Source organism: Fibrisoma montanum (assembly GCF_003583365.1).
Taxonomy (GTDB): domain Bacteria; phylum Bacteroidota; class Bacteroidia; order Cytophagales; family Spirosomataceae; genus Fibrisoma; species Fibrisoma montanum.
In genome coordinates this window covers 665,325-687,301 of record NZ_QXED01000005.1, presented here as the reverse complement: position 1 = coordinate 687,301, position 21,977 = coordinate 665,325, and the positions used below count along the sequence as shown (strand labels likewise).

At 55.2% G+C, this 21,977-nt stretch carries 18 protein-coding genes; 11 read left to right on the top strand and 7 right to left on the bottom strand.

What is annotated here, in order from left to right; all coding sequences use genetic code 11:
* Nucleotides 1–340: 340 nt before the first annotated feature.
* On the bottom strand, nt 341–2,131 hold the full coding sequence (locus DYU11_RS19830) for an SGNH/GDSL hydrolase family protein (RefSeq protein WP_119669436.1): 1,791 nt from the start codon (nt 2,129–2,131) through the stop codon (nt 341–343).
* Nucleotides 2,132–2,419: 288 nt separating this feature from the next.
* Between DYU11_RS19830 and DYU11_RS19825 the strand changes: the two genes are divergently transcribed.
* Nucleotides 2,420–4,030, top strand: coding sequence for an amidase (locus tag DYU11_RS19825; protein WP_119669435.1), 1,611 nt, complete (start codon nt 2,420–2,422; stop codon nt 4,028–4,030).
* Nucleotides 4,031–4,058: 28 nt separating this feature from the next.
* On the opposite strand, the gene DYU11_RS19820 is transcribed toward DYU11_RS19825, so the two are convergent.
* The 4 genes from DYU11_RS19820 to DYU11_RS33275 form a co-directional block, all read right to left on the bottom strand.
* Nucleotides 4,059–5,216 carry a glycosyltransferase family 4 protein gene (locus DYU11_RS19820; protein ID WP_119669434.1) on the bottom strand — a complete coding sequence of 386 codons (1,158 nt, stop codon included), beginning with the start codon at nt 5,214–5,216 and terminating at the stop codon, nt 4,059–4,061.
* Nucleotides 5,217–5,448: 232 nt separating this feature from the next.
* Complete coding sequence (locus DYU11_RS19815) at nt 5,449–6,219, bottom strand: LytR/AlgR family response regulator transcription factor (RefSeq protein ID WP_119669433.1); 771 nt, start codon at nt 6,217–6,219, stop codon at nt 5,449–5,451.
* On the bottom strand, nt 6,191–7,327 hold the full coding sequence (locus DYU11_RS19810; RefSeq protein WP_119669432.1) for a sensor histidine kinase: 1,137 nt from the start codon (nt 7,325–7,327) through the stop codon (nt 6,191–6,193). The genes DYU11_RS19815 and DYU11_RS19810 overlap by 29 nt, the downstream gene beginning before the upstream one ends.
* Before the next feature lie 177 nt (nt 7,328–7,504).
* On the bottom strand, nt 7,505–7,666 hold the full coding sequence (locus DYU11_RS33275) for a hypothetical protein (RefSeq protein WP_158600320.1): 162 nt from the start codon (nt 7,664–7,666) through the stop codon (nt 7,505–7,507).
* Nucleotides 7,667–7,750: 84 nt separating this feature from the next.
* Here DYU11_RS33275 and DYU11_RS19805 point away from each other — a divergent pair, with 84 nt between their 5' ends.
* The 5 genes from DYU11_RS19805 (at nt 7,751) to DYU11_RS19785 (ending at nt 12,799) form a co-directional block, all read left to right on the top strand.
* Nucleotides 7,751–8,017 (top strand): hypothetical protein, encoded by a 267-nt coding sequence (locus tag DYU11_RS19805; protein WP_119669431.1) that lies wholly within the window; start codon nt 7,751–7,753, stop codon nt 8,015–8,017.
* Nucleotides 8,018–8,027: 10 nt separating this feature from the next.
* On the top strand, nt 8,028–8,450 hold the full coding sequence (locus DYU11_RS19800; RefSeq protein WP_119669430.1) for a hypothetical protein: 423 nt from the start codon (nt 8,028–8,030) through the stop codon (nt 8,448–8,450).
* A gap of 141 nt (nt 8,451–8,591) precedes the next feature.
* Entirely contained in the window at nt 8,592–9,347 is a 756-nt protein-coding gene (locus DYU11_RS19795) for a dioxygenase family protein (RefSeq protein WP_119669429.1), read from the top strand.
* A 96-nt stretch (nt 9,348–9,443) separates the two neighbouring features.
* A complete protein-coding gene (locus tag DYU11_RS19790) occupies nt 9,444–10,151 on the top strand; it encodes a pirin family protein (RefSeq protein WP_119669428.1) in 708 nt (235 codons plus the stop codon).
* 272 nt (nt 10,152–10,423) lie between these two features.
* Nucleotides 10,424–12,799 carry a T9SS type B sorting domain-containing protein gene (locus tag DYU11_RS19785; protein WP_119669427.1) on the top strand — a complete coding sequence of 792 codons (2,376 nt, stop codon included), beginning with the start codon at nt 10,424–10,426 and terminating at the stop codon, nt 12,797–12,799.
* A 359-nt stretch (nt 12,800–13,158) separates the two neighbouring features.
* Here the strand turns inward: DYU11_RS19785 and DYU11_RS19780 are convergent, their stop codons facing one another.
* The gene (locus DYU11_RS19780) at nt 13,159–15,456 is read right to left on the bottom strand and encodes an OmpA family protein (RefSeq protein ID WP_119669426.1); all 2,298 of its coding nucleotides are present in this window, start codon (nt 15,454–15,456) and stop codon (nt 13,159–13,161) included.
* 412 nt (nt 15,457–15,868) lie between these two features.
* Between DYU11_RS19780 and DYU11_RS19775 the strand changes: the two genes are divergently transcribed.
* A complete protein-coding gene (locus tag DYU11_RS19775; RefSeq protein ID WP_119669425.1) occupies nt 15,869–16,669 on the top strand; it encodes a hypothetical protein in 801 nt (266 codons plus the stop codon).
* A 13-nt stretch (nt 16,670–16,682) separates the two neighbouring features.
* A complete protein-coding gene (locus tag DYU11_RS19770) occupies nt 16,683–16,994 on the top strand; it encodes an antibiotic biosynthesis monooxygenase family protein (protein ID WP_119669424.1) in 312 nt (103 codons plus the stop codon).
* Nucleotides 16,995–17,013: 19 nt separating this feature from the next.
* On the opposite strand, the gene tilS is transcribed toward DYU11_RS19770, so the two are convergent.
* Nucleotides 17,014–18,351 carry a tRNA lysidine(34) synthetase TilS gene (gene tilS / locus DYU11_RS19765; RefSeq protein WP_119669423.1) on the bottom strand — a complete coding sequence of 446 codons (1,338 nt, stop codon included), beginning with the start codon at nt 18,349–18,351 and terminating at the stop codon, nt 17,014–17,016.
* A 33-nt stretch (nt 18,352–18,384) separates the two neighbouring features.
* On the opposite strand from tilS, the gene DYU11_RS19760 reads away from it, so the two are divergent.
* From DYU11_RS19760 to DYU11_RS19750, 3 genes are all read left to right on the top strand, one after another.
* Complete coding sequence (locus DYU11_RS19760) at nt 18,385–20,133, top strand: OstA-like protein (RefSeq protein ID WP_119669422.1); 1,749 nt, start codon at nt 18,385–18,387, stop codon at nt 20,131–20,133.
* 98 nt (nt 20,134–20,231) lie between these two features.
* A complete protein-coding gene (locus tag DYU11_RS19755; protein ID WP_119669421.1) occupies nt 20,232–20,888 on the top strand; it encodes a T9SS type A sorting domain-containing protein in 657 nt (218 codons plus the stop codon).
* A 171-nt stretch (nt 20,889–21,059) separates the two neighbouring features.
* On the top strand, nt 21,060–21,953 hold the full coding sequence (locus DYU11_RS19750) for an outer membrane protein assembly factor BamD (protein WP_119669420.1): 894 nt from the start codon (nt 21,060–21,062) through the stop codon (nt 21,951–21,953).
* The last annotated feature ends 24 nt before the right edge of the window (nt 21,954–21,977 follow it).

Here is a 21,977-nt window from a genome sequence, read left to right as displayed (position 1 = left end):
GGATCGTCAAAGATTATGAGTATACTTTATCTTCTTCGGTGGCGTGGCTGTATTTAGCCAATATTCAGATGATGGTTCAGCGAGTCAAACCCTTTAACCAAGCATAATTCCCCAACACCTTCTAAATTTTCGCTCCGGGTGGGTTGGCGGGCGACAGGTAGCACGTCCCGTTCTCAGACGTTCAGCCCAACTCGCCATGTGTGTTAATGTTGCTACTGTTTCACTACGTACCCATCAGTACCACATGGGGTCGTTGGGCACGGCACAATGACAAGCAACTATCCGGCCATCTCAGCAATAATAACAATATATATTGCTAATTACTCTTAAGTCCCATCAATCACTTCCCCCTCAACACCCGCCCCAACTCCTTCCCCAACAATTCATATCCCGCGGCATTAGGGTGTAGGCCGTCGGAGAAAAGCTGTTCGTTGAGGGTGCCGTTGTTCAGCAGCAGGCGTTTGCCAATGTCCTGATAGCTGACCTTCTCCGAGCGGGCCATTGCCTGAATGCTTTTGTTCAGCCCGGCTACGCGCCCTTCCTGCTCACGGCGGGGGTAAATGCCCAGCAACGTAATGCGGGCGTTCGGCTGCCGGAGCCGGATGGCCTGCACCAGAAACCGAAGCCCCTGCACGATCTCGTCGTCGGTGTTCAGGTGGAGGTTATTCGTGCCGATGTTGATGACGATCTGCTCGGGCGAGATGCCGTCCAGTTCGTCGTGGTACACCCGCCACAAGACGTTCTCGATTCGGTCCCAGCCAAACCCGAAATTACGTACCTGCAGCGTTTCCAGGTACGTCTGCCAGGAGTCGGCCCCTACGATGCGGTTGTTTAGGGGCTTGCCGCCCCAGTTGTGGGTGATCGAGTTGCCGATGAACACGACCCTGGTCGGCTCCGTCTGGTTGAGTGCCAGCATCGCGTTGTGCCGTTCTTCCCAGTTGTAGCTGCCGGGCTCCCGGTTCTGTCGGGTCGGCATCTGCGTCCTGATCGTGCCGACGGGCTCTTTCAGGATGTCGCGTAGTTTTTTCTCGTAGGCGTCGGCGTAGCGCATCATGCCGAGGTCGTTGGGATGGGTGCCGTCTACCATACAATCGAGGTCCATGCCAATCTCGGCGATGGTCAGCCGGTACAGCCCCGGTACGTTCTCGGCGGTCAACTGCCGGTAGGCCTGGTCCAGATCCTGGTTCGCCTGTTCAGACAAGGGTTGCCGGTGGGGCATCAGATACCCCTCGGTGTAGCCGTCGTGGTCAGTCAGCAGAATGGGCGTGTTCGGGTGTCTGGCCCGTATCGCCCTGACCGACTCGACGATACGTTTCTGCAACTCCGCGCGGCTCACGACGGTCTCGATCAGGTTCGGCAGGCAGTCGAGCACAAACACCTTCGCATCGATCTCATTGACCAGACTGACCACTTCGTTCTCCAGTCGCCCGTTGCCCGAAAAACCGAGGTTGATCACCGTCCGGTCCAGCTTCCGGGCCAGGATGTTGGGCCAGGCCATACCGGGGCGCGAGGCACAGGCCCCCTGCGCAATGGACGTACCGTAGACGACAATCGGCTTTTCGGCCCGTTGCGGCAGCACCATAAACCGACTGCCCGCCGGGACGCCGATTTCCAGCTGCCGCACCCCGTTGTAGAGGGGCAGGTACAAGCAGTATTCCCGGCCAAGCTGGTGGTACGCATCGTTAGGTCTGAGCTGCGCGAAGGTGTACTGAACCGTATCCCGGAAGCTGTATTTACCGGTCGCCTGGTGCCACGTACCGTCGCTGTCGATGCCGTACAGGTCCACTCCGCTGACACCCGTAGCGGGCATGTGCGGCAACGCTACCGTCCCCGTAACCTTGTAGCGGACAACGATCTCGGGCGCGTTGCTGACGAACCGGATGGACAGCCCCGCCGTTTGCCGCGACAGATCCCAGACCGGTTTCCGAACCAGCCCCTTTGCCCGGGGCGGCAGCCGCTGGAAGGTATCCGGCATTTCGGCCGACCATGCCTGCCCGTCGATAAACGGGAAGGTACTGTCAGCAGGTTTCCACCAGGTATAGCCGGCGGTTGTCTGGGCCGATACGGCCGAGGTCGCGACACAGAAAAGGAGTACAATGAGACAGGTCGCTACGGAGTTCGGTTTAGGCATAATAGGTTTGTCCTTGAATCGGAATTTTGCTTATCTTTCAATAGTCCGCAAACGGCCGTAAAATAACATGCCTAATGGCTGACATTCTAAGCCTTTAGCTTTGTCATCCCGACGCAGGAGGGATCTTTGGGTGAGGCTGATATTCTCTCCAGCTACCGAAGATCCCCGCTCCGGCGCTCCGGTCCTGTCGTCGGGATGACAAAGCTAAAGGAATGTAAGTCTTTTGATAACTAGCAGCTCGTACTCCGATTTATTCATTACTCTCGTTATAATACCCGCCACCAACTCATGCCGAGAAAAACGCCCCGAAACGCCTGTACGTATCTATCCTATACCCTACGCCTTGCTTTTTGTCTGCTCCTGGTCAGTGGCAGCGTACATACGCCGACTCAGGCGCAATCCCGAACGACCACGACACGAACCGCCCAATTTGAACTGCTGGAAGCGACGATCAGCGATATTCACCGGGCGTTTCGCAACCGAACCCTGACGAGTGAACAACTGGTCAGCGCCTACCTCGACCGTATCCAGACCTACGACCAGCCGACCCGACTCAACGCCATCATCGTCGTCAATCCGGAAGCCATCGCAACGGCCCGGGCGCTGGACGTTGAGTTTCGGAAGACCGGCAAGCTACGTCCCCTGCACGGCATTCCGGTGATCGTCAAAGACAACTTCAATACAAAGGGTTTGCAAACGACGGGCGGCTCGGTGGCCCTGAAAGGCTTTGCCCCTACCGACGACGCCTGGCAGGTCCGGAAACTGCGGGAAGCGGGCGCGATCGTACTGGCGAAATCCAACATGGCCGAATGGGCCTTTACGCCCATGCACTCGCAGAGTTCCATCGCGGGCGAAACCCGCAATCCCTACAACCTGGACTACGTACCGGCCGGGTCGAGTGGCGGAACGGCGGCTGCGGTGGCTACCAATCTGGGAACCGTTGGGCTGGGGTCCGATACGGGCAACTCCATCCGCGGGCCATCGTCGCACAACGCGCTGGTGGGGTTCCGAACCTCGCTGGGGCTGGTTAGCCGCTACGGCATCATTCCGCTGTATACCCGCAACGACGTGGGGGGGCCGATGTGCCGCACGGTTGAGGATGCGGTGCGGCTGCTGGAGGTCACCGCGGGCTACGACCCCAACGATCCGATTACCAGAAACAGCCAGGGTCACGTACCAAAAACTTACACCCAGTTTCTACGAAAAGACGGCCTGAAGGGTGCCCGGATTGGGGTGCTTCGCCAATTGAGCGACCGAAACATCCACCCCGAGATCAAGCAGTTATTCGATCAGGCCATTGCCGACATGACCAAAGCGGGTGCCCAGGTCGTTGACGTAACGATTCCTGATTTTGACTCGCTGCGGGCCAATCAGTGGTGCGCTGAGTTCAGGGCCGACATCGAAACGTACCTGCGGACCTTCGTCAGGCGCGATACGCTGAAAACGCTGGAGGACATCATTCGGGTGGGCGGCTATTCGGACCTTGTCCGCGACCGCCTAACGTACCAGCAAACGCATTCGGGCCGGGCAACTCATCCGGAAATTCCCTGTGGCGATGCCTATACCGACCCGCTCCGAATTGCCTTCCGGAAAGCCGTGGAAGCCGAAATGAACCGGCTCCGCGTCGATGCGCTGATCTATCCATCGTGGAATTACCCACCGGCCCGGATCGGCGACGATAAGGGCTACAAAGGCGACAATAGTCAGGTGGTGGCCCCGGCCACGGGCTTACCAGCCTTTACCGTTCCGATGGGGTACACCACCGGCGACTTACCGGCGGGGCTTCAGTTTCTGGGACGGCTGTTCGACGAGCCCACCCTGATCCGGCTGACGTACGGCTATGAGCAGGCCACCCATCACCGGAAGCCACCCGGGGGGTTTGTGACGTTGACGCGGTGAGTGACGTTAGTACTGAAAAGCCGTAAAACTAACTGTAGGAGGTGTGGCCTGGAATCCCCTCATAAAATGTATCCGCCTTCCGTGCGTGCCGGGCTCTGAGTGATTCATAAATTCCCTCCCACTGATGAATATTTTTTGTTACGTCATAGTCCTCAACGAGGTTTCGGGCATTCGTTCGGTACTGCCTATACGTTTCTTTATCCAGCTCAGCCATCTGGTCGAGTGTGCGTGCCAGAGCCGCTACGTTGTTGGACGACCAAAAACCGGCCTGTCGATCATTTAGTACTTGCCAGGGGGTACCAAACGAGGCAATAGCGGGCGTTCCCTGTGTCAACGCTTCAGTGACGACGATGCCAAAGTTTTCGGTGTGTGATGGCATGACCAGACAATACGCATTGGCCATAAGCTGGTACTTATCCTCACCCCGTTTATGTCCCAGAAAGTCAATCTGCTCCCGGCAACCTAACCGCTCGGCCAGTTCGATGAGCTGCCTGCCGTATTCGTTATGATGATCGCCAATGATTTTCAGGCGCTTTTTCGACCTGACCTGTGGCAATGCTTCAATCAAATTTTCAATCGCCTTTTTGGGATGAATTCGCCCAACATACAACCAATAATCGTCGGGTTGCTGCGTCTGTTGAGGGGCTAATTCAACGAAATAAGGGAGTTGTAATACCGCCACGGACGAGCCGAACTGAAGCCGTATATACTTGGTTTCAGCGTCGCAGGTTGAATGAAAAACGACCCGGTTCTTCAATAAGCGCACTACCGAAAGGACCACTTTTTTCCGCCCTGTACTATAAATCAATACATCCGGGTCCAGCTCTCCGTGAACCGTCCAGACCACTTTTTTACCAAGTATTATTGCTAGTGGGGCCAACAACCAGGAAATCGGGTAAAAAATAGCTGACAAATGAATAACATCACAGCGAAGCAACGGCCCTATGGAAGCGAGCAATAATTTGAGAGGAGCGTAATGAATCGCTGTTTTGACATAGATAACTTTGCCGTAATCAGTCTTTAACCAGCGGTCGAGAGGCACGTCGGCGGCAATGCCATCGTTGGTTGTAGCGACCCATACTGTATGGCCACGCTGTTGGAGCGCTTTAGCATGCCAGTACATGATGTTATCTGGTCCACCGATCTGAGCGGGGTAAAACGATCCAATGGGCAGGAAGACTTTCATAAGAAAATGGTATGGATAAGTGCTGGATAGTCGGCAGGCAGGCTCCTTTAATTTGGGTCAAACTACCGACACAAATCTCCTTTTTTTACCAAATAGGCACATACAATTTTGGGCCAATTACTATCAATTTTGAGACACCCACTATCAATTTTGGGACATTTACTTTCAATTTTGGGCCATAGGTAACCATAGAGCCTATTCAGATCAATGATTCACTATGCACTATAGATTTCTACTCCTCCCGATACCTCCGCTCGAATGCCTCGACGTAGCTGCTGCCGACGGGGATTTCCTGCTTGCCGATGAACAGCTTTGTTTTCTGGAATGAACTGATCTTATCGAGGGCAACGATGAACGATTTGTGGACCCGGCAGAATCGATCGTCGGGCAATTTGGGCGTGATGGTTTTAAGCGTGAGTCGGCTCAGATACGGCCGGGGCTGGTGAGTCGTGAAAATTTTGACGTAGTCTTTTAGGCCCTCAACGTACAGCACGTCGTCGTGGAAGATCCTGATTTCTCGGTACTCGGAAAAGATAAAGAAGAAGGTACGTTCCTGCGTGTCTGACGTTGGCTCAGGTTCAGGCGACGTAACAACGGCCGGGGCAACGTCCAGTTCAGGTGCCTGAGTGGCTGGCTGGCGTAACGTGAACAGCTCATACGCTTTGTTGGCCGCCCGCAGCAGCCGCTCGAAGCGAATCGGTTTGAGCAGGTAATCAACGACGTTGAGGTCGTAGCCTTCCAGGGCGTACTGCTCGTAGGCCGTCGTCAGGATGACCATTGGCGGCTGCGACAGGCTCCGCAGAAACTGAATTCCGGTGAGCGTCGGCATCTGGATGTCCAGAAATAACAGATCGATCCGTTCCTGTTTCAGGACGTTGAGCGCATCCAGCGGACTTGAAAACTGCCCTACCAGTTCCAGAAACGGAATTTTCCGAATGTCATCGGCAATGATCTCCAGCGCAAAGGGCTCGTCGTCAATGGCGATGCAGCGCAACGTTGTCATGGTGTAGTTGCAGAGTTAACAGAACCCGAAACCGGTCGGCCTCGGTGGTTAGCTGCAAAGTATGCCGATTTGGATAATGCAAAGCAAGTCGCTTCTCCACGTTCCGGATACCAATGCCCGAATCCGTTGGTACGTCGCCCAGCCGGGCCTGCTCAAACAGTGGGTTTTCAGCGGAGAACACCAGCGTATCGTTCGATACAACCAGCCGAATTCCGATCTGGCTGGCCTGCTGGCCGTGCAGGCCATATTTGAAGGCGTTTTCGACGAAGGGGATGAACAGCAGCGGCTCAATCTCGTAGCTATCGATGTCGCCTTCGTGCGTGAACGTAACGGACTGATTTGGGTTCAAACGCATCTTCTGCAAGGCTACGTAATCGGCCAGATGATCGATTTCCTGCCGAAGTGGGACTTTGTCGTGCTGCGCCCGGTAAATCATGTACCGGAGCAATTGCGAGAGCGTCACGATGGCGTCTTCGGTCTGGTCGGATTTCTGCCGGGCCAGCCAGCGGATGTTGTTCAGCGTATTGAACAGAAAGTGGGGGCTCACCTGTAGCTTGAGCATGGCCAGTTCGGCCGATACTTTCTCCAGCGTCATCTGCTGCTGCATTTCCCGAACGCGGTCATAGTGCTGGCTGAACGCGATCAGCGACCCCAGCAGCCCAACAAACCCAAACGACACGACGGTGCTGGTCAGCCGCCCAACGTCAACCCGAACGCCCAGGATGTAATCGGCGGGGGGTGGTCCCGGCCAGTTGAGTTGCCCCGCCCTGGTGGCATTGGCTGTGGGTTGCGGCTGCAAATCGGGTGCAAGGGGCGGAAAGAGATTCAGAATGAGCAGATCGAGCGCCAGCACGGCCACGAACGCAAGCAGCAACCCAGCGGCAAACCGCCCAGGATTACGCTGCTGAAGAAACGCTGGCGTCAAAAACAGCAGGTTCACGTAAAAAAAAGCGATCAGCATGACATCCTCGATCACCTTGGTTACGCCAAAGCTCAACAGCACCGACCGGCTCCAGACGTAGCCGGGAAACATCAGGAACGGCAGCCCAATAAATACCACCCACCCCACTACGTGCAGCCAGTTCTGGTATCGTTGGAGAAAGTTCATAGAATGCAAGTTACGGGGTTTCCCTCATCGGTGCGTCCATCGGCTTACGCATCTGCCGACCAAATCCGGCTTTGTGCCGACGTATCACTCATGCGGATCAGCAGCCCTACGCAGAAAACACCCGTCAGTATCTACACGCGTCAACGCTGCTCTGCACGCATTTACAGCCGATTCTGCTTACACCGTACGTTGGCCAAAACCCAGTACGACCTTGACAACGGCCGGCTTATCGATAAAACGGCCCGGTTTCTGCAACGAAGCCGGGTCGTTCTGCGTACAGATGAGCAGAGACGGGAAGCTGCCGTTAAAAAATCTAAAAATCAGGGCTTTGAGGCACATACCCTACTTTACGTAAACACCGGATGCGACAGATCTACGTTATTTTCTAAACCGAAATCAATCAAACATCAGCTAGATCGGACCATGAGAAGCCCCCGCACAACCGTCGACGTTCCCCCCTCAGCCACCGCCCTCCCTACCCTAACCACCCTGCACGTATCGAGCGAGACGAATTTTTACGAACGCCTGCAGCACGTCTGGCAGAACGTCGTAGCCCTTGAAGATATGGGCATCATCCGGAGCGAACCCGACAAATTTATCTACGCGTATCGCTTTATGGAAGCTGAACTTCAGAAGGTCTGTCTGGAAAATGCCTGCCTGCAGGGACGTATCAATGACCCCGCGGCCTGATCGATTCCCTATGCAACTGTACCGGAACGACCACGTCGCCGTTGGGGTCGAGTACCACACCCATTTGCTGCAGCAGGTCTGGCAAGGTCTGCCCAGCAGCGAAAACTACCGGGAAGCCTCGCTCATTTCCCTGCAACTGGCCGAAACACACCACCTTAGCCGCTGGCTGATCGATCAGCGGCAGCTGCGGCTGTATAACCCGCTGGACTTGCAGTGGTTCACGCAGCAGTGGCTTCCCGAAGCCATCTATCGACTCCCCACCCGCGTCAGAATCGGCGTAGTGCTGACCGATCTCAATCAGTTCAGTAAGCAGGGCTCTGATCTGGTTCTGCGGGCGGCTTTCGACATGAACCCTGCTATCACCAGCCGATATTTTCTGGATACCCTGAGCGCCCGGGCCTGGTTATCGACACCCCGCCGGGAGTCGTCCTGACGGTTGTCGACACATTGGCGCCTTAGCTCTGCACATGGCCGCCCCCTGCAACGAATCGCTCTATTGCCAACGTATTATCAGTAGCAACTCAAGCTGACAACTACGTCAGAAACGATCAACTAACCTGTACCATACAAACTCATGGAGCGTAAGGAATTTTTAAAGCGCGGATTCACCAGCCTGCTTGGCATTGCCACCCTGCTACCGGCCATACAGGCCTGCAACGAAACCACCGAAATCGATCCGGCCAGCGGTACGAACACGGGCAACACAACCTCGACCGGTTCTACCAACGGCAGTTCGTCCAGCAACTGCACCGTTACGCCCTCGGAAACCGAAGGGCCTTTCCCGACGAAAGTGCCGGCCAACTTTGTCCGCAAGGACATCCGCGACGATCGCACCGGTATTCCGATGGCGATGAATATCACCATCAGGAACGCCAACGCCGGTTGCGCGGCCCTGGCGGGGGCCCTTGTCGATGTGTGGCACTGCGACAAGGATGGGTACTATTCTGAATACGGTGGCAGCGGTATGCAAAACGTCAACTACTCGACCGTTGACTTCCTGCGCGGTCGCCAGACAACGGATGCGAACGGTCTTGTCGGCTTCACAACGATTTTTCCCGGCTGGTATTCGGGTCGGGCTCCGCACATTCACGTACACATCTACAGTGCGTCGGGTAAGTCGCTGCTGGTCACCCAGATTGCGTTCCCCTACGACCTGGCTAATACGGTATATACCACGGGGCAGTCGTACGGGTACACGAAAGGTACGCAGGACACCCGCAACGAAACGGACAACGTGTTCCGGGACGGCTTCTCCACCGAACTGGCTACGGTGTCGGGCAGTAACGCAGCGGGTTACACCCTGACCCACACAATCGTTGTTAGCGGGTAGGTACGGTTTGTAGTTGAGTGGTTTGTGGTTTTCGGTTGTTGCGTCAGCCCCCATAAACCACAAACTACTAACCACAAACCACTAAACCATAGACCTATGCCGACAACCACCCAGGCCCATATCTATCTGGCTGATCAGCGAGGCTGTTCCGAAACGGACGTTTCCCGGAGCTTCCATACCCTCAACTACGGCCAGTACGTAGCGGAGGGCCGGGAGCCGTTTGGTCCGCTGCGGCTCCTCAACGACGAAACGGTGAGCCCTCAAGCCGGCCTGACGTATCAGGTCGACCAGCCGACCGACGTTTTGCTGCTGCCGGTGAGCGGGGCGGTGGAGCTGAACCACCCTCGGAATGAGCTTGTGTGGCCGGGTCAGCTTGTCCGGCTGTCGCTGCCGGCAGGAGCGTCCTACACCGTTTCTAATCCATATGAAACGGAACCGGTCAATTTTCTGCACTACTGGGTAACGAATCCAGGAGGTTCAGGCGCGCCGGGTTATCAGTCGACGGCATTCGATCCGACCACCCGGAATACCCTGCTGCCTTTGTTTGACCCGAATGCTGCTCCCGCCAGCGGCCGCCTGTTTCTCGGCCGCTACGACGGTCGGGAAGAAGGTACGTATTCGATTGACGGGCCGGATCGGGGGGTATTTGTGTTTGTTTTGCAAGGGGTGTTTGAAGTCGCCAATCGACTCCTTCACGAAAAAGACGGTCTTGCGTTGTGGTGCGAACCCGGCGACGACATCGACTTTGAGGCCCTGTCCAACGACTCACTGCTATGTCTGCTGGCGGTGCCGCTGCCCCACTAAAAGTCCCGCCGGAAACTGACCTGAGCCTGACGGACGTCAACGAATGATTTGCAAAAAAGAAGCGTCGACAGCCAACCTCTTTCGGGGCAGACCTGTCCATACGATAGCAAAGTTCACCAGGCCGTATAATTGGTCGGCTGAATAAGTAGATAGCCAGGCAAAATCCATTTTAAAGGCAACACTAATAGCGTGTGCATCAACGGGTTTAATCCTCCTCGCCCGTTTCCTGTGATCGTAGTAATTGTTAATGAGTCAAGGCCCAGTTTTACTCTATGCCCAATTTCTACAAGTTTGTCATTGCGGTAGTGTTTGTTCTGGCTATTCCTGTAGCGGTTCTGGCTATACACCAGGTTGGGGGGCAGATCGAAATGCGGGCGGTTGGTGACCGACCGGGGCATTTTTTTATCATCGTCACGAATTACCTGGAAGCCGGTCCCCGGGCCGACCGCGAAACAGGCGGCACACTTGGGGTCTTTCGCAAACGCGACGATGCCCTGATGACGACGTTCGTGGTCCGTGAAACCGGCCAGCGCCAGCCCGTTATTTACAGCAATACGTTTTGCTCCAGCCAACGGAACCTCAACTTTATCGTCGTTACGTTCCAGGCTGAACTCGACCTCGACCCGGCTGCGTACAATGACACGCAGGGGTACTACATCTCGTTTCAGACCCGCAATCGCAACGGGGGGCTGGCTAACATCAATGACCCGACCGGCACAGGTTTTACGTTTTACCTGGAATTTCCCGCGCTGCTGCAGAACGGTCAGTATGTTACGAACTCATCCCCCCGCTTCGGCCCGATCAACGGCGAATACATCTGCGCCGGTAAGCCCTTTACGTTTCCGTTTGGCGGCACCGACCCCGACGGCGACGAGTTGCGTTACTCGATGGTGACGCCCCTCGACCAGAAAGGCCCCAACCGTGGGGGTAGTCAGAACGCCGTGTCGCCGGCTCCTTATCCCGACGTAAGGTGGCTCAGCGGTTTTAGTGCCGACCGGGCCATCCCGGGCAGCCCACCCCTGAGCGTCGATCCCAAAACCGGGCAGTTGTCGATCACCGCCACACAACTCGGTCTGTTCGTATTCGCCGTAAAAGTGGAAGAATTCCGCAATGGGGTTAAAATCGGCGAAGTACGACGCGACTTCCAGTTTCTGGTGGTCGACTGCCCGCCCACCACGACTCCGGACCCTACGGTTCAGATCAAGGACCGGCCGGGGCTACGCGACACGACCATTTGCCAGGGAAACCTTGCTACGCTCCTGGCCAAAGTAGATACGAGCTGGAATTACCAGTGGCAACGCGACGGCGTGAACTTACTGAACGCGACCAGCCCCTCGCTGTCGGTGCGGGAGCCGGGCGACTACACGGTGGTTGTGTCGCCCAAAGCAGCCTGTAGTCAATCCAGTACGTCGGAAAGCCTGCGAATTACCGTGGTTGGCAGCCAGGCCAAACTCTCGACGACGGGGCATTTATGCGCTACGACGGGTACCGTTACGATCACCGCTACCGGCGCCACGAACGTCACCTACCAGTGGTATCGGGATGGTCAGCCGGTACCGGGCCAGACCGCCGACTCACTGGCTACACTCCAACCCGGTCGTTTCTGGTCTGTTCTGACCTACGCGACCTATGGCTGTGTTACCCGAACCGATACGGTTTCACTGGCCCGGTCGGCAGCAGTCGTCGCGTCCATTCAGTCCGCTACGGGTCAGGCCCGGCTCTGTCCGCAGGAAACCCTTCGTCTGACCGGTAGCGGAGGAACGCGCTACGCCTGGCAGCACGACGGTCTACCCGTTTCCGACGCAACCGGCTCGGACCTCGACATCAGCCAAACGGGTACCTACGTCCTGACGGCTACCGATGGCTACGGCTGCCAGGGGACGTCGTCGCCGTTTTTGATAACGCCCGTTCCGCCCGTTACGGTGCTGTTCGATTCGCTGCCGGGGGTCTGCGGCCCTGATGCTCCGGCTTATGCGTTGCGCGGCAGTCCGGCGGGCGGTGTCTTTGCCGGGACGGGCGTTGAGGAAAACCAGTTCAGCCCGAAGCTGGCCGGAATCGGCAACCATGCGCTTACCTACACGGTCAAAGCGGCCCCGGAATGTAAAGGTACCGTGGCCACCCGAACAGCCGTAGTCGCCCCGATTCCCGCCATCGACCTGGCCGATTCGATGGCAACGTATAAAGGCAATACGTTCACCCTGGCTCCGGTTGTAACGGGCAATGCCACCCGGTTTCAGTGGACAGCCGGAACGTACCTGGACAATGACCGGTCGGCAACGCCCGCCGTTCAGCGGATCGGAGCTGACATCACCTACGTTTTCGACGTGGAAAACAACGTCGGCTGTACGGCCCGGGATACCATCCACATTACGGTCTATTCGCAGCTTGGCATTCCTGATGCGTTTTCGCCCAACGGCGACGGCCTGAACGATGTCTGGCAACTCCCCGGCATCGAAGCCTTCCCCGACGCTGTGGTAACCGTTTTCAACCGCTGGGGTGAGGTTATCTACTTGTCCGACAAAGGCTATCCCCTACCCTTCGACGGCACCCTTAACGGTACCCCGCTCCCGGCTGGCCTGTACACGTACACGCTCCGAACCGTGCCTGAGCGTCCCGTGCAGCGGGGAAGCCTGCTGTTGCTGCGGTAAGTAACACAGCCCCAACCCCTGAAAGCGGCATTGAACTGCCACGGTATGCACTCGTCGCGACAAAAATCCGACGTTCGTTTAACCTGAATTATGGGCAGTAAATAATTCAATTTATTGGTTATCAGCATCTAATTAAATCATCTTTGTCATCCCGGGGAACGAGATATCTCCGGTAGCTGGACGAAATGTCAGTCTCACCCAAAGATCCCTCGTTCCTCGGGATGACAATAAAAGGCATTGACGGCTATGAAGTTGTTAATAACACATCATAGCTAACATCAGCCGTCTTTTGGTAGAGAAACAAAAAAGCGTGGGCCCTACGACCCACGCCACTCCTTCATCTGTCTGATTCGCGTACCTTACTGCACAGCCAATATTTTGAACTCGGTCCGGCGGTTCTGCTGGTGCTCATTTTCTGAACAGTTCACCCCATCCACGCAACCGTTTACAATTTCACTTTCGCCGTATCCGCGGGCTACGAGCCGGCTCGGGGTGATGCCCCGGCTGACGATGTAGTCGAGTGCTGCACGGGCCCGGTTTTCCGACAACCGGATGTTATAGCCGTCGCTGGCCCGCGCATCCGTATGCGACCGGATCTCCACCTTCATCTCGGGGTATTCCTTCAACAGCCCCACCAGACGATCCAGTTCGCGGGCTGCATCGGGCCGGATAAAGAACTTGTTCAGGTCGTAGTAGATGTTTTTGAGCTGGAATACATCCCCGACCCCGTAGATACCGACCGAATCGGTAACCACCTTATTTGTTGCTTTCTTGGGCTGCTTGCCATACTTCGCTTTTTTGACTGCGTACTGATCTTTCTGAGCCGTCAGCGTGTACGGAGCGTTTGGTTTCATCGCGAACTCGTAGCCGCCATCCGGCCCGGTCACCACCGTTTGCTCCGACTTGTCTTTCTCGTTACGCAGAGTCACCTTTACTCCGGAAGCCGGTTTCTGGTTGACTTCGGTTTTCACGACACCCTTCATGATGGTATTCTCGGAGCGTTCGAGGTAGATTGATACGTTCATCACCGGCTTGCTCGACTGCGTCAGGGTTGAGAACCGCACGCTGTTCATGGCAAATCCTTCTTTCACGGCTTTGAATTCATATTCCGCATTGGATTCTACGCAAAGTTCGGCACGGCCCTCGACGTTGGTCAGCCGCAGGTCCTGGCTGGAACCATTGCGCAGGATACGCACGTCGGCATTTTCGAGCGGCATATTCGTTTTGGCATCGTAGACCAGAATGTTGAGTTGCTTGCAGGTCCGCTTGAAGCTGTAGATATCATCGTCGGTAATGCCTTTTTTCCGGTTACTGCTAAAGAAGCCCGTCGTGCGGCTGGCGTCGGTGATCAGGCCGAAATCATCTTTTTCGGAGTTGATCGGTGCCCCTACGTTCTCAACACCCTTGTAGGCGACGCCGTCTTTCAGTTCGGCGTAGAAAATATCCAGCCCCCCCAGGCCTTCGTGGCCATCCGACGCAAAGTACAGGTTACCGGTTTCATCGACGTACGGGAACATTTCGTTACCCTCCGTATTAATTTCCCGGCCCATGTTTACGGGCGTTCCCCACTGGCCGTTGTTGAATTCCACGACGTAAACATCCGTTCCACCGTAGCCACCGGGCATATCCGAGACGAAATACATCCGGGTATTGTCGGGCGTGAACGCCGGGTGTCCAACCGAGTATTCCGCACTGTTGAACGGCAGGTCCTGCACATCAGTCCACTTGCCGTTTTTATTAACGGCCGAGTACAGTTTCAGTTTCCGTACGCCCTCCTGGCTTTTTCCGGCCTTGCCTTTGGCACCGTTGTTCCGGGTGAACACGATGAAACTCTGGTCTTTCGTGAACGTAACGGGTCCCTCGTGGTATTTGGTGTTCAGCGTCCGGCTGAATTTCTGTGCTTTTGTCAACGGCTGCTGTTCTTCGGCCGATGTCGTTTCCTCCATGGCCTCGATGGGCTTGGCTTCGGTGTTGCCGCCCCCCAGCATGGCCATACTCGGCCGCCGTTCGATGTTCGGCACCTTGAGCTGGTTCGTATCGGGGTGGAAATATAAATCCAGGAACGGCGTCTGGTTCCAGCTAAACACCCGGCGGATTACGCCCGACTCATCGCGCGACGATACGAACACCAGACCGCCTTTGTAAAACATCGGGCTGAAATCAGCCTGCCGTGAGTTGATGGGAATGTTATGCACCCGGTACGACGACGAATCGCGATAGAACCGGTTTACGTCCATGTACGACACGGTGAACTTACGCCCGCGCAGGTCTTCGCTCTGCTGCTCGCCGTAGCGGCTGTACATCTTCTGCGACTCGCGGTACTTCCCGTTGGCGGCCAGTGCCTGTGCATAAAAGAGGTACATTTCGCTGTCGAGGTCGTTGTAGTTTTTGACCAGTTCGCCGTACACGCGTTCGGCATTACGGGTATCCTGCAGCTTCCGGTAGCTGTAACCAAGTTTGGTCAGCGCTTCGCGGGTTTCGACCGGATCTTTCTTCTTATCCGTCCGCAGGAACTCTTCGTACATCCGCACGGCGGTGACGTAGCTTAAGTTGTCAAATTGCTTATTGGCCGCTCGCAACCGCGTACTCTGCGCCTGAGCAGTCAGGCTCCACAAGGCCAGTCCCGCGAACAGCAAGACCCGTACAATTCGGTTCATGGGTGTAAGTATTAGTGGTAAACTATGGGTTTACCCAGAATGTATCAAATAGAATGCCAGAATTCAGGGAATATATTATTTCATATAAAATAGCCACATTCCCGCCTATTTCATGTTAAAAATACAATTTTTAACGTATGGCGGATAAGTCATACTGCTTTCACTCTCAAAAAATTCGGCACACATAAGAGAACACAAGGTAAGTAGCCCGAAAGAATTTGTTACCATTTATCATCGGCTCAACGACAAAGACAGCAGCAGCAGAGCTTTTTCACTGAACAGGTCAACTCGCTGTTAATTAACACAATTTCACTCCTGTTGACTGCTCCGTCAGGCGGTTATACTTTACGGTCATTCACTTACACAATCGCTTTACCGGGCCTAAGTCAAGCCTTTAAACCATCTCCATCCCATGAACTGTCAACATGTTCTTCTGCTTCTGGTCGGTCTGCTCTTCGGGTGTGCCAGTTCAAAACTGCCCACTACGCTGGGCGATGTCAAAAAATCACCGACGTATGGCTATACGCCTATCGATCCGTTACCGGTTGAAGTACTGAGCCCGCAGGCAGTCACAACCGTGAACAGTTCAAAAATTCTGGATGCCCTCCCCGATGAGACCGTCAGGCTGGCCATCGGTCAGTTTGATAGCGAGGGTGGTCTGACGTTTGGCCCGGCCAAGATCGGCGTTAAGGGCGGTAGTTATGTGGTCGTGCTGGACTACATTAAGTTTGATACAAAGTCCTTCGGGGTAGAAGTAAAGACCACGCCGAATGAAACCAATCCGTATCAGAGATCAGCTTCGGTAACCTACAAGCCCAATCCGGACCTGCTCGTTCCGGTTTACATTGGCGTTGGTTTGCGGCTAACGGCCAATATTACGGTCAATGAAGGGTCCGTTGACCTGGGCAATCTACTGGCGTTGGGTGTGTCAGCTCAGGCTAAGCAAATTTCCGGTACCTTAGTCATCCAGACGCTTGGAATCAGTGGTGAAGGCATTTCCGGGTCAATACCGTTACCCAGTGAAATCAATCAGACATCGGTTCAGAACGCAATTCAATCGCTGGGTGCCATTCGGGCGGTTCTGTACGCCGAGAAAACCCGGATCCGCCCCCGGGTAGTCGGGGTGTACAACAATTTAGGCGGTGGTCAACAAACCGTCAATAGCTTCATTACCTCATTACTTGAAAACCCAATCCCCTTAAAAATAGAGTAATAACCGCCATTTTATGACAAATCGACCCACCCTCGACCAGGTGCTTGAAATCATCCGGTTCACCGTCACCCCTGAAAACACCTCCGCCTTTCTGGAGGGCCGGGCCGAAGTCGAGCGGTTTACCGGTTCGCTGGCCGGGCACGTAAGCACCGAGCTTCTGCACCTGGGCGGAGAAAACTGGCTGATGCTGATTCGCTGGGAAGACGAAGCCGCCGTCAAGGCCGCTCAGCAGCAAACCGCTACGTCGCCGGTCATTACCGAGTGGATCAACCAAACGGCTCAGTTCGTGTCCTTTGAGGAAGGCACGGTTCGCTACGTAGGCTGATGCAGGCCGTAGTAAACCCCTACGACCGAATCGTCACCAGCATGATCCGTTTGGTTTCGGTCGTTACCCGGAAGCGGTGATCCAGCCGTCGGCCAATCACCCAGGCAATCTGATTGTCTGAAAGCAGGACGGCCGTACGTTCCCGATCCGGGCGACTCACTTTCTGGTCAGTCAGCAGATCGCTGACCAGCTTATGTCCGTTCAGGCCCAGCGGCCGGAAGCGATCCCCCTGCTGCCAGGGCCGGACTGTCAGCGGCCAGCGAAGCCGGTCGGCATCGAAGCAGGCCGTTGCCGCATCCGCCGGAGGCCGGAAATCAGCCGGTCGGTCAAACACCGCAAACGCCAGCGAAAACTGTCCGGCTACGTCCACGGGTCCATCCGGCAGTGCCTCAACGGTCAGGCTGTAGGCCAATGACGCGCTCAGGGGAGTTATCAGCAGCCCGTCGCGCTCGTGGGTTATCCGGTACGTTGCCGACTGGAAAATCTGCCCGGGTTGATTACGTAGTGCCTGCCCCATCCGGGCTGACTGGTCGGCCGAAAAGCCGTACGGTTTCAGCCATTCTGCCAAGCGAAAGTCCGGCTCGGTCAGGTTGAGCAAAGCGTCGGCTTTGAGCAGAATCCGGTCGTCGCGCCTGTCGGCTACGGCCTGCCACGAGCGCTCCAGTTCCTCCCGCATCAGCGTTTCGGCCGCCCGAAGCCGCCCGACCGTATGCGGAACGGTATGCAGCAAGCCCGGATTCAGGCTCTCCAACACCGGCACGACATGATGGCGCAGTCGATTTCGGGCATATGTATCCTCTGCATTCGAACGATCTTCGCGCCAGTGGAGTCCTTGCTCACGGGCGTAGGTTTCCAGTTCGTCACGGGTCACGAACAAGAGCGGACGTACTACGGTATTTTGCCGGACGGCAATGCCATGGAGACCGGCCAGCCCCGTACCGCGCACGAGGTTCAGCAATAGGGTTTCGAGTACGTCGTTCTGATGATGGGCCGTAGCCACACAGGCATAGCCCTCCTGCTGAACGAGTTGCGCAAACCAGTCGTACCGCAGGTCGCGGGCAGCCATCTGGATGGAAATGCCCCGCTGGTCGGCTTCGGCGGTGGTGTCGAAACGGGTCAGATGAAACGGAACCCCGTACTCTCGGGCTTTGTTTTGTACAAAATGGGCATCGGCATCCGACTCGTCTCCGCGTAGTCCGAAGTTCACATGGGCAATGGCAAACGGCTGTCGAATCTGGTGAAACAAATGCGTCATCACCACCGAATCCAGTCCGCCACTGACTGCAAGCAGTACCCGATCGGCCGATCCAAACAATCGGTTTCCGTTAATAAATTCTAAAAAATTACGCTCCAACATGGGGTGTCGGCCCGAAGCCGTAGTTTTGCAAACATGTATCGAACGTTGTTCCGCTTAGTGCTGTCGTTTTTTCTGCTTGGCTCGTTGCTTGGCCCTGCCATCGCCCAGACCCAGCCGGGTCGTCCGTCGGCGGGTGGTCCCGGCGATAAGGTTGAGCTATTGCCGCCCGGTGCCGACAGCCTGGTTGTTCTGAACACGCCCGGTCAGGTTATCCGCAAGCTGTACAATAACGTTCGGTTCCGGCACAAAGGGGTGCTAATGTACTGCAACCTCGCCATTCAGAACGTAACGACCAACGTAATTGAAGCGTATGGCAACGTCCGCATCATTCAGGGCGACACCATCAGCGTCCGGGGCGATACCATGTTCTACTACGGCAATGTACGCCAGGCGAACCTGCGCGGACACGTAGTCATGAAAGACCGTAAGATGACGCTGACGACCGCCCGGCTCGACTACGACATGCAGGGGGGCATTGCCCATTACCCTACGCCGGGCCGGATTGTCGACAATGAAAACGTGCTGACCAGCCGCGAGGGCTACTACGACACCCGCTCCAAGCAGTTCACGTTCAAAGACGACGTTAAACTGGTAAACCCGAAATACACCCTTACCGCCGATTCCCTGCTGTACAATTCGCTGAGCAAGATTGCAACGTTTCAGGGGCCAACGCGCATTGTCAGCAAAGATGGGGTTCTGACGGCCGTAGAAGGCCAGTACAATACCGTATCGCGCATATCGAATTTCCAGCGCCGGGCTACCGTCGAAACCCCCAAATACCGGCTCACCGGCGATTCGCTTTACTACGATAACATCACCGAACTGGGGGTTGCCCGGGGGCATGTGATTATGGTCGCAAAAGACAAACAGGCTATTATTTTAGGCGATCATGTCCGGTATAACGGTAAAATTGGCATCTCACGGGTGACGGGCCATGCCGTTGCCAAGAGCATCAGTGGGCAGGATACCCTGTTTCTGCGGGCCGATACGCTGTTCTCGTTCGACAACAAGGAGACTAATACGCGTCGGTTGCTGGCTCACAAGAACGTGTACGTATTCAAATCAGACCTGCAAAGCAAGTGCGACTCGCTGATTTATAACACCGCCGATTCAACCATTTATTTTTACAAAAAGCCCATTGTCTGGAGTCAGAACAAGTACCAGATGGAAGCCGATTCCATGCGGGCCTTTCTGAAAAATAACCGCATCCATACGATGTATCTGCGGGCCAAGGCCTTTGTTATCTCCCTGGATACGCTCCAGAATTTTAACCAGATCAAAGGCCGGACCATTACAGCCTACTTCGCCACGAAGCCCGTGGCCACCACAGCAGTCGGCCCCAAAGGCGAACTGACAGCCTCCGCCCGGCCGGTGCCCCCCGGATCAACCACCACCGCACCGGAGCAGAAAACTGAGCTGGAACGGGTTATCGTTGAAGGAAACGGCCAGAGCATTTACTTCGCTGTTGATGACAAAAACAAGCTCATTGGCATGAATCATGTTGAATGTAGTCGTATGAACCTTGAATTTACCGACAGCAAAGTGGGTACAATCCGGTTCTACGGACAGCCGGACTCTAAATTCGTACCCCCACACGAGATTGTGGGTGACGTGAAAGAACTGGATGGGTTCCGGTGGCGACAGGAGGAAAAACCGACAAAAGGCCAGGTTTTATGGCTTGAAACGCCCCCGCCGGCGCAACCGGTTAACAAAAATTCGCCGAAAAAGAAACCCGGCGTTAAACCTTTGGCTAAAAAGACGGTTCTAACGAGTGAAAAGTAAGTTATTTAACAATTTTTTAGACGGACGCCCGTTGACTTTGTCTTTTTCGATGAATAGGTTTGTGGTGACTAAATGTGCGTATCCGAAAGTGAATCTTCATGAAACAATATATACTTTTTGGTTTACTAATCGGCCTCTCTCTGGTCGCTCCCCCGCTGCAGGCGCAGACCGCAGCCCGGGACAGCGATGTTCAGAAGAGCGGTAGCCGGTTGGAGCTGGGCCGGTCGTCTGTTAGTCGACCAGCCTCTAAATCGTTACGATCATCGTATTTTTCAATAGCTCCCCCCCCGGCGCTGAGCAGCTTTGATCGGCTTGGCGCTCCCCGCAAGAACACGACTATCAATGAGTATTACCGCTCATTGCTGGTGGCGCCAACTGCCGCCAAGCCCGCAGCCCGGTCGGTTGTAGCCGAATCAACGCCGTCGGTGGTTAGCGAATCACGTGCCGTTGCTGAGCCGGAAAGCAAGGTAGAGGAACGGATGTTTGCCAATGACCGCATATCGGTCTCAAACATCTACCCAAACCCAGCCAGCGAATTTGCTGAGATCGATTACCAGATCAACGGCCCCGTCGGCGACGCCCGGCTGACCCTGTTGAACATCCTGGGGTCGCCCATTGCCGAGTATTCGCTGGATCAGAATGAGCGCAAGATCCGTATCCAGACCCGCGAACTGGCAACGGGCTATTATCTGTACCGTCTGTCGCTGAACGGCAAAATCGTAGCGACGAAGAAACTGCTCGTGCGGCATCAGTAGCGGGTTGATACGGGGTTGGCCCAGCTACCCCGTTTTAACACTATTTAACGCCCCCTTGCCCGCAAACCCGTCGTTTTCCTGCCTGATTCCGGCACTATACCCGCTTTCCCTTCGTTGAAAAGGTACGGCCATTTCCCTGTTGGCCGGTATTTTTTGTATCTTTGTAGCCTTATGCAACAACGACTTATCGTTAGGGTTCTGTTGAGCGCCTGGATTGTGGTTTTACTGGGTTCATGCAGCCCGTTTTCAAAATTGCAGAAACACGGAACCGACGACGAGAAATACAAAGGAGCTGTCCAGTATTACAAGAAAGGAGACTGGTATCGTGCGGGTATCCTGTTCGAAGAATTGATTCCGGTACTGAAAGGAAGCACGGAATCCGAGATGGCTCAGTTTTATTACGCCTATACTCAGTATCACCAGCAGCAGTATCTGCTCAGTGCTACGCTGTTCAAGAAGTTTTACGAGACCTTTGCCCGCAGCGACTACGCTCAGGAGGCTATGTATATGTATGCCCTGTCGCTGTATAAGGACACGCCGGGTTTTAACCTCGATCAGTCCAATACGTTGACGGCAACGTCTGCCCTGCAGGACTTTATTAACGCCTATCCGAGCAGCCAGTACCGCGATGATTGCACGAAGATGATTCTGGAACTGCGCCGGAAGCTGGAGCGGAAAGCCTACGAAAAAGCCGTTCTGTACTATAAAACCAGTGGGTTCAACATTGCCTCGTACAAGTCGTCGGTAATTGCCATTAACAACTTCCAGAAAGAATTTCCTGATTCAGAATACAACGAGGAACTTGCTTATCTGAAGTTTGACGCGCAGTACAGCCTGGCTAAAAACAGCCTGGAAACGAAACAGAAGGAACGTTATCAGGAAGCAATCGGTTACTATCAGGCATTCGTCGATAAGTACCCGAACAGCAAGTTTGTGAAGCAGGCGGAGAAAATGTACGAAACCAGCCAGAAGGAAATCGAACGGATGGATAAGCTGGAAAAAGAAAAACAACAGCCAAAACCGGACCCGAACCGGCCGTCCAAGGTTACCGCTGCAAACGAATAATCAGCATAAATTGACGCTGGCCAA

Bases quoted from the DNA above. Each gene is read 5' to 3' on its own strand.
- DYU11_RS19830 (WP_119669436.1), bottom strand. From the start codon at position 2,131: ATGCCTAAACCGAACTCCGTAGCGACCTGTCTCATTGTACTCCTTTTC.
- DYU11_RS19825 (WP_119669435.1), top strand. From the start codon at position 2,420: ATGCCGAGAAAAACGCCCCGAAACGCCTGTACGTATCTATCCTATACC.
- DYU11_RS19820 (WP_119669434.1), bottom strand. From the start codon at position 5,216: ATGAAAGTCTTCCTGCCCATTGGATCGTTTTACCCCGCTCAGATCGGT.
- DYU11_RS19815 (WP_119669433.1), bottom strand. From the start codon at position 6,219: ATGACAACGTTGCGCTGCATCGCCATTGACGACGAGCCCTTTGCGCTG.
- DYU11_RS19810 (WP_119669432.1), bottom strand. From the start codon at position 7,327: ATGAACTTTCTCCAACGATACCAGAACTGGCTGCACGTAGTGGGGTGG.
- DYU11_RS33275 (WP_158600320.1), bottom strand. From the start codon at position 7,666: ATGTGCCTCAAAGCCCTGATTTTTAGATTTTTTAACGGCAGCTTCCCG.
- DYU11_RS19805 (WP_119669431.1), top strand. From the start codon at position 7,751: ATGAGAAGCCCCCGCACAACCGTCGACGTTCCCCCCTCAGCCACCGCC.
- DYU11_RS19800 (WP_119669430.1), top strand. From the start codon at position 8,028: ATGCAACTGTACCGGAACGACCACGTCGCCGTTGGGGTCGAGTACCAC.
- DYU11_RS19795 (WP_119669429.1), top strand. From the start codon at position 8,592: ATGGAGCGTAAGGAATTTTTAAAGCGCGGATTCACCAGCCTGCTTGGC.
- DYU11_RS19790 (WP_119669428.1), top strand. From the start codon at position 9,444: ATGCCGACAACCACCCAGGCCCATATCTATCTGGCTGATCAGCGAGGC.
- DYU11_RS19785 (WP_119669427.1), top strand. From the start codon at position 10,424: ATGCCCAATTTCTACAAGTTTGTCATTGCGGTAGTGTTTGTTCTGGCT.
- DYU11_RS19780 (WP_119669426.1), bottom strand. From the start codon at position 15,456: ATGAACCGAATTGTACGGGTCTTGCTGTTCGCGGGACTGGCCTTGTGG.
- DYU11_RS19775 (WP_119669425.1), top strand. From the start codon at position 15,869: ATGAACTGTCAACATGTTCTTCTGCTTCTGGTCGGTCTGCTCTTCGGG.
- DYU11_RS19770 (WP_119669424.1), top strand. From the start codon at position 16,683: ATGACAAATCGACCCACCCTCGACCAGGTGCTTGAAATCATCCGGTTC.
- tilS (WP_119669423.1), bottom strand. From the start codon at position 18,351: ATGTTGGAGCGTAATTTTTTAGAATTTATTAACGGAAACCGATTGTTT.
- DYU11_RS19760 (WP_119669422.1), top strand. From the start codon at position 18,385: ATGTATCGAACGTTGTTCCGCTTAGTGCTGTCGTTTTTTCTGCTTGGC.
- DYU11_RS19755 (WP_119669421.1), top strand. From the start codon at position 20,232: ATGAAACAATATATACTTTTTGGTTTACTAATCGGCCTCTCTCTGGTC.
- DYU11_RS19750 (WP_119669420.1), top strand. From the start codon at position 21,060: ATGCAACAACGACTTATCGTTAGGGTTCTGTTGAGCGCCTGGATTGTG.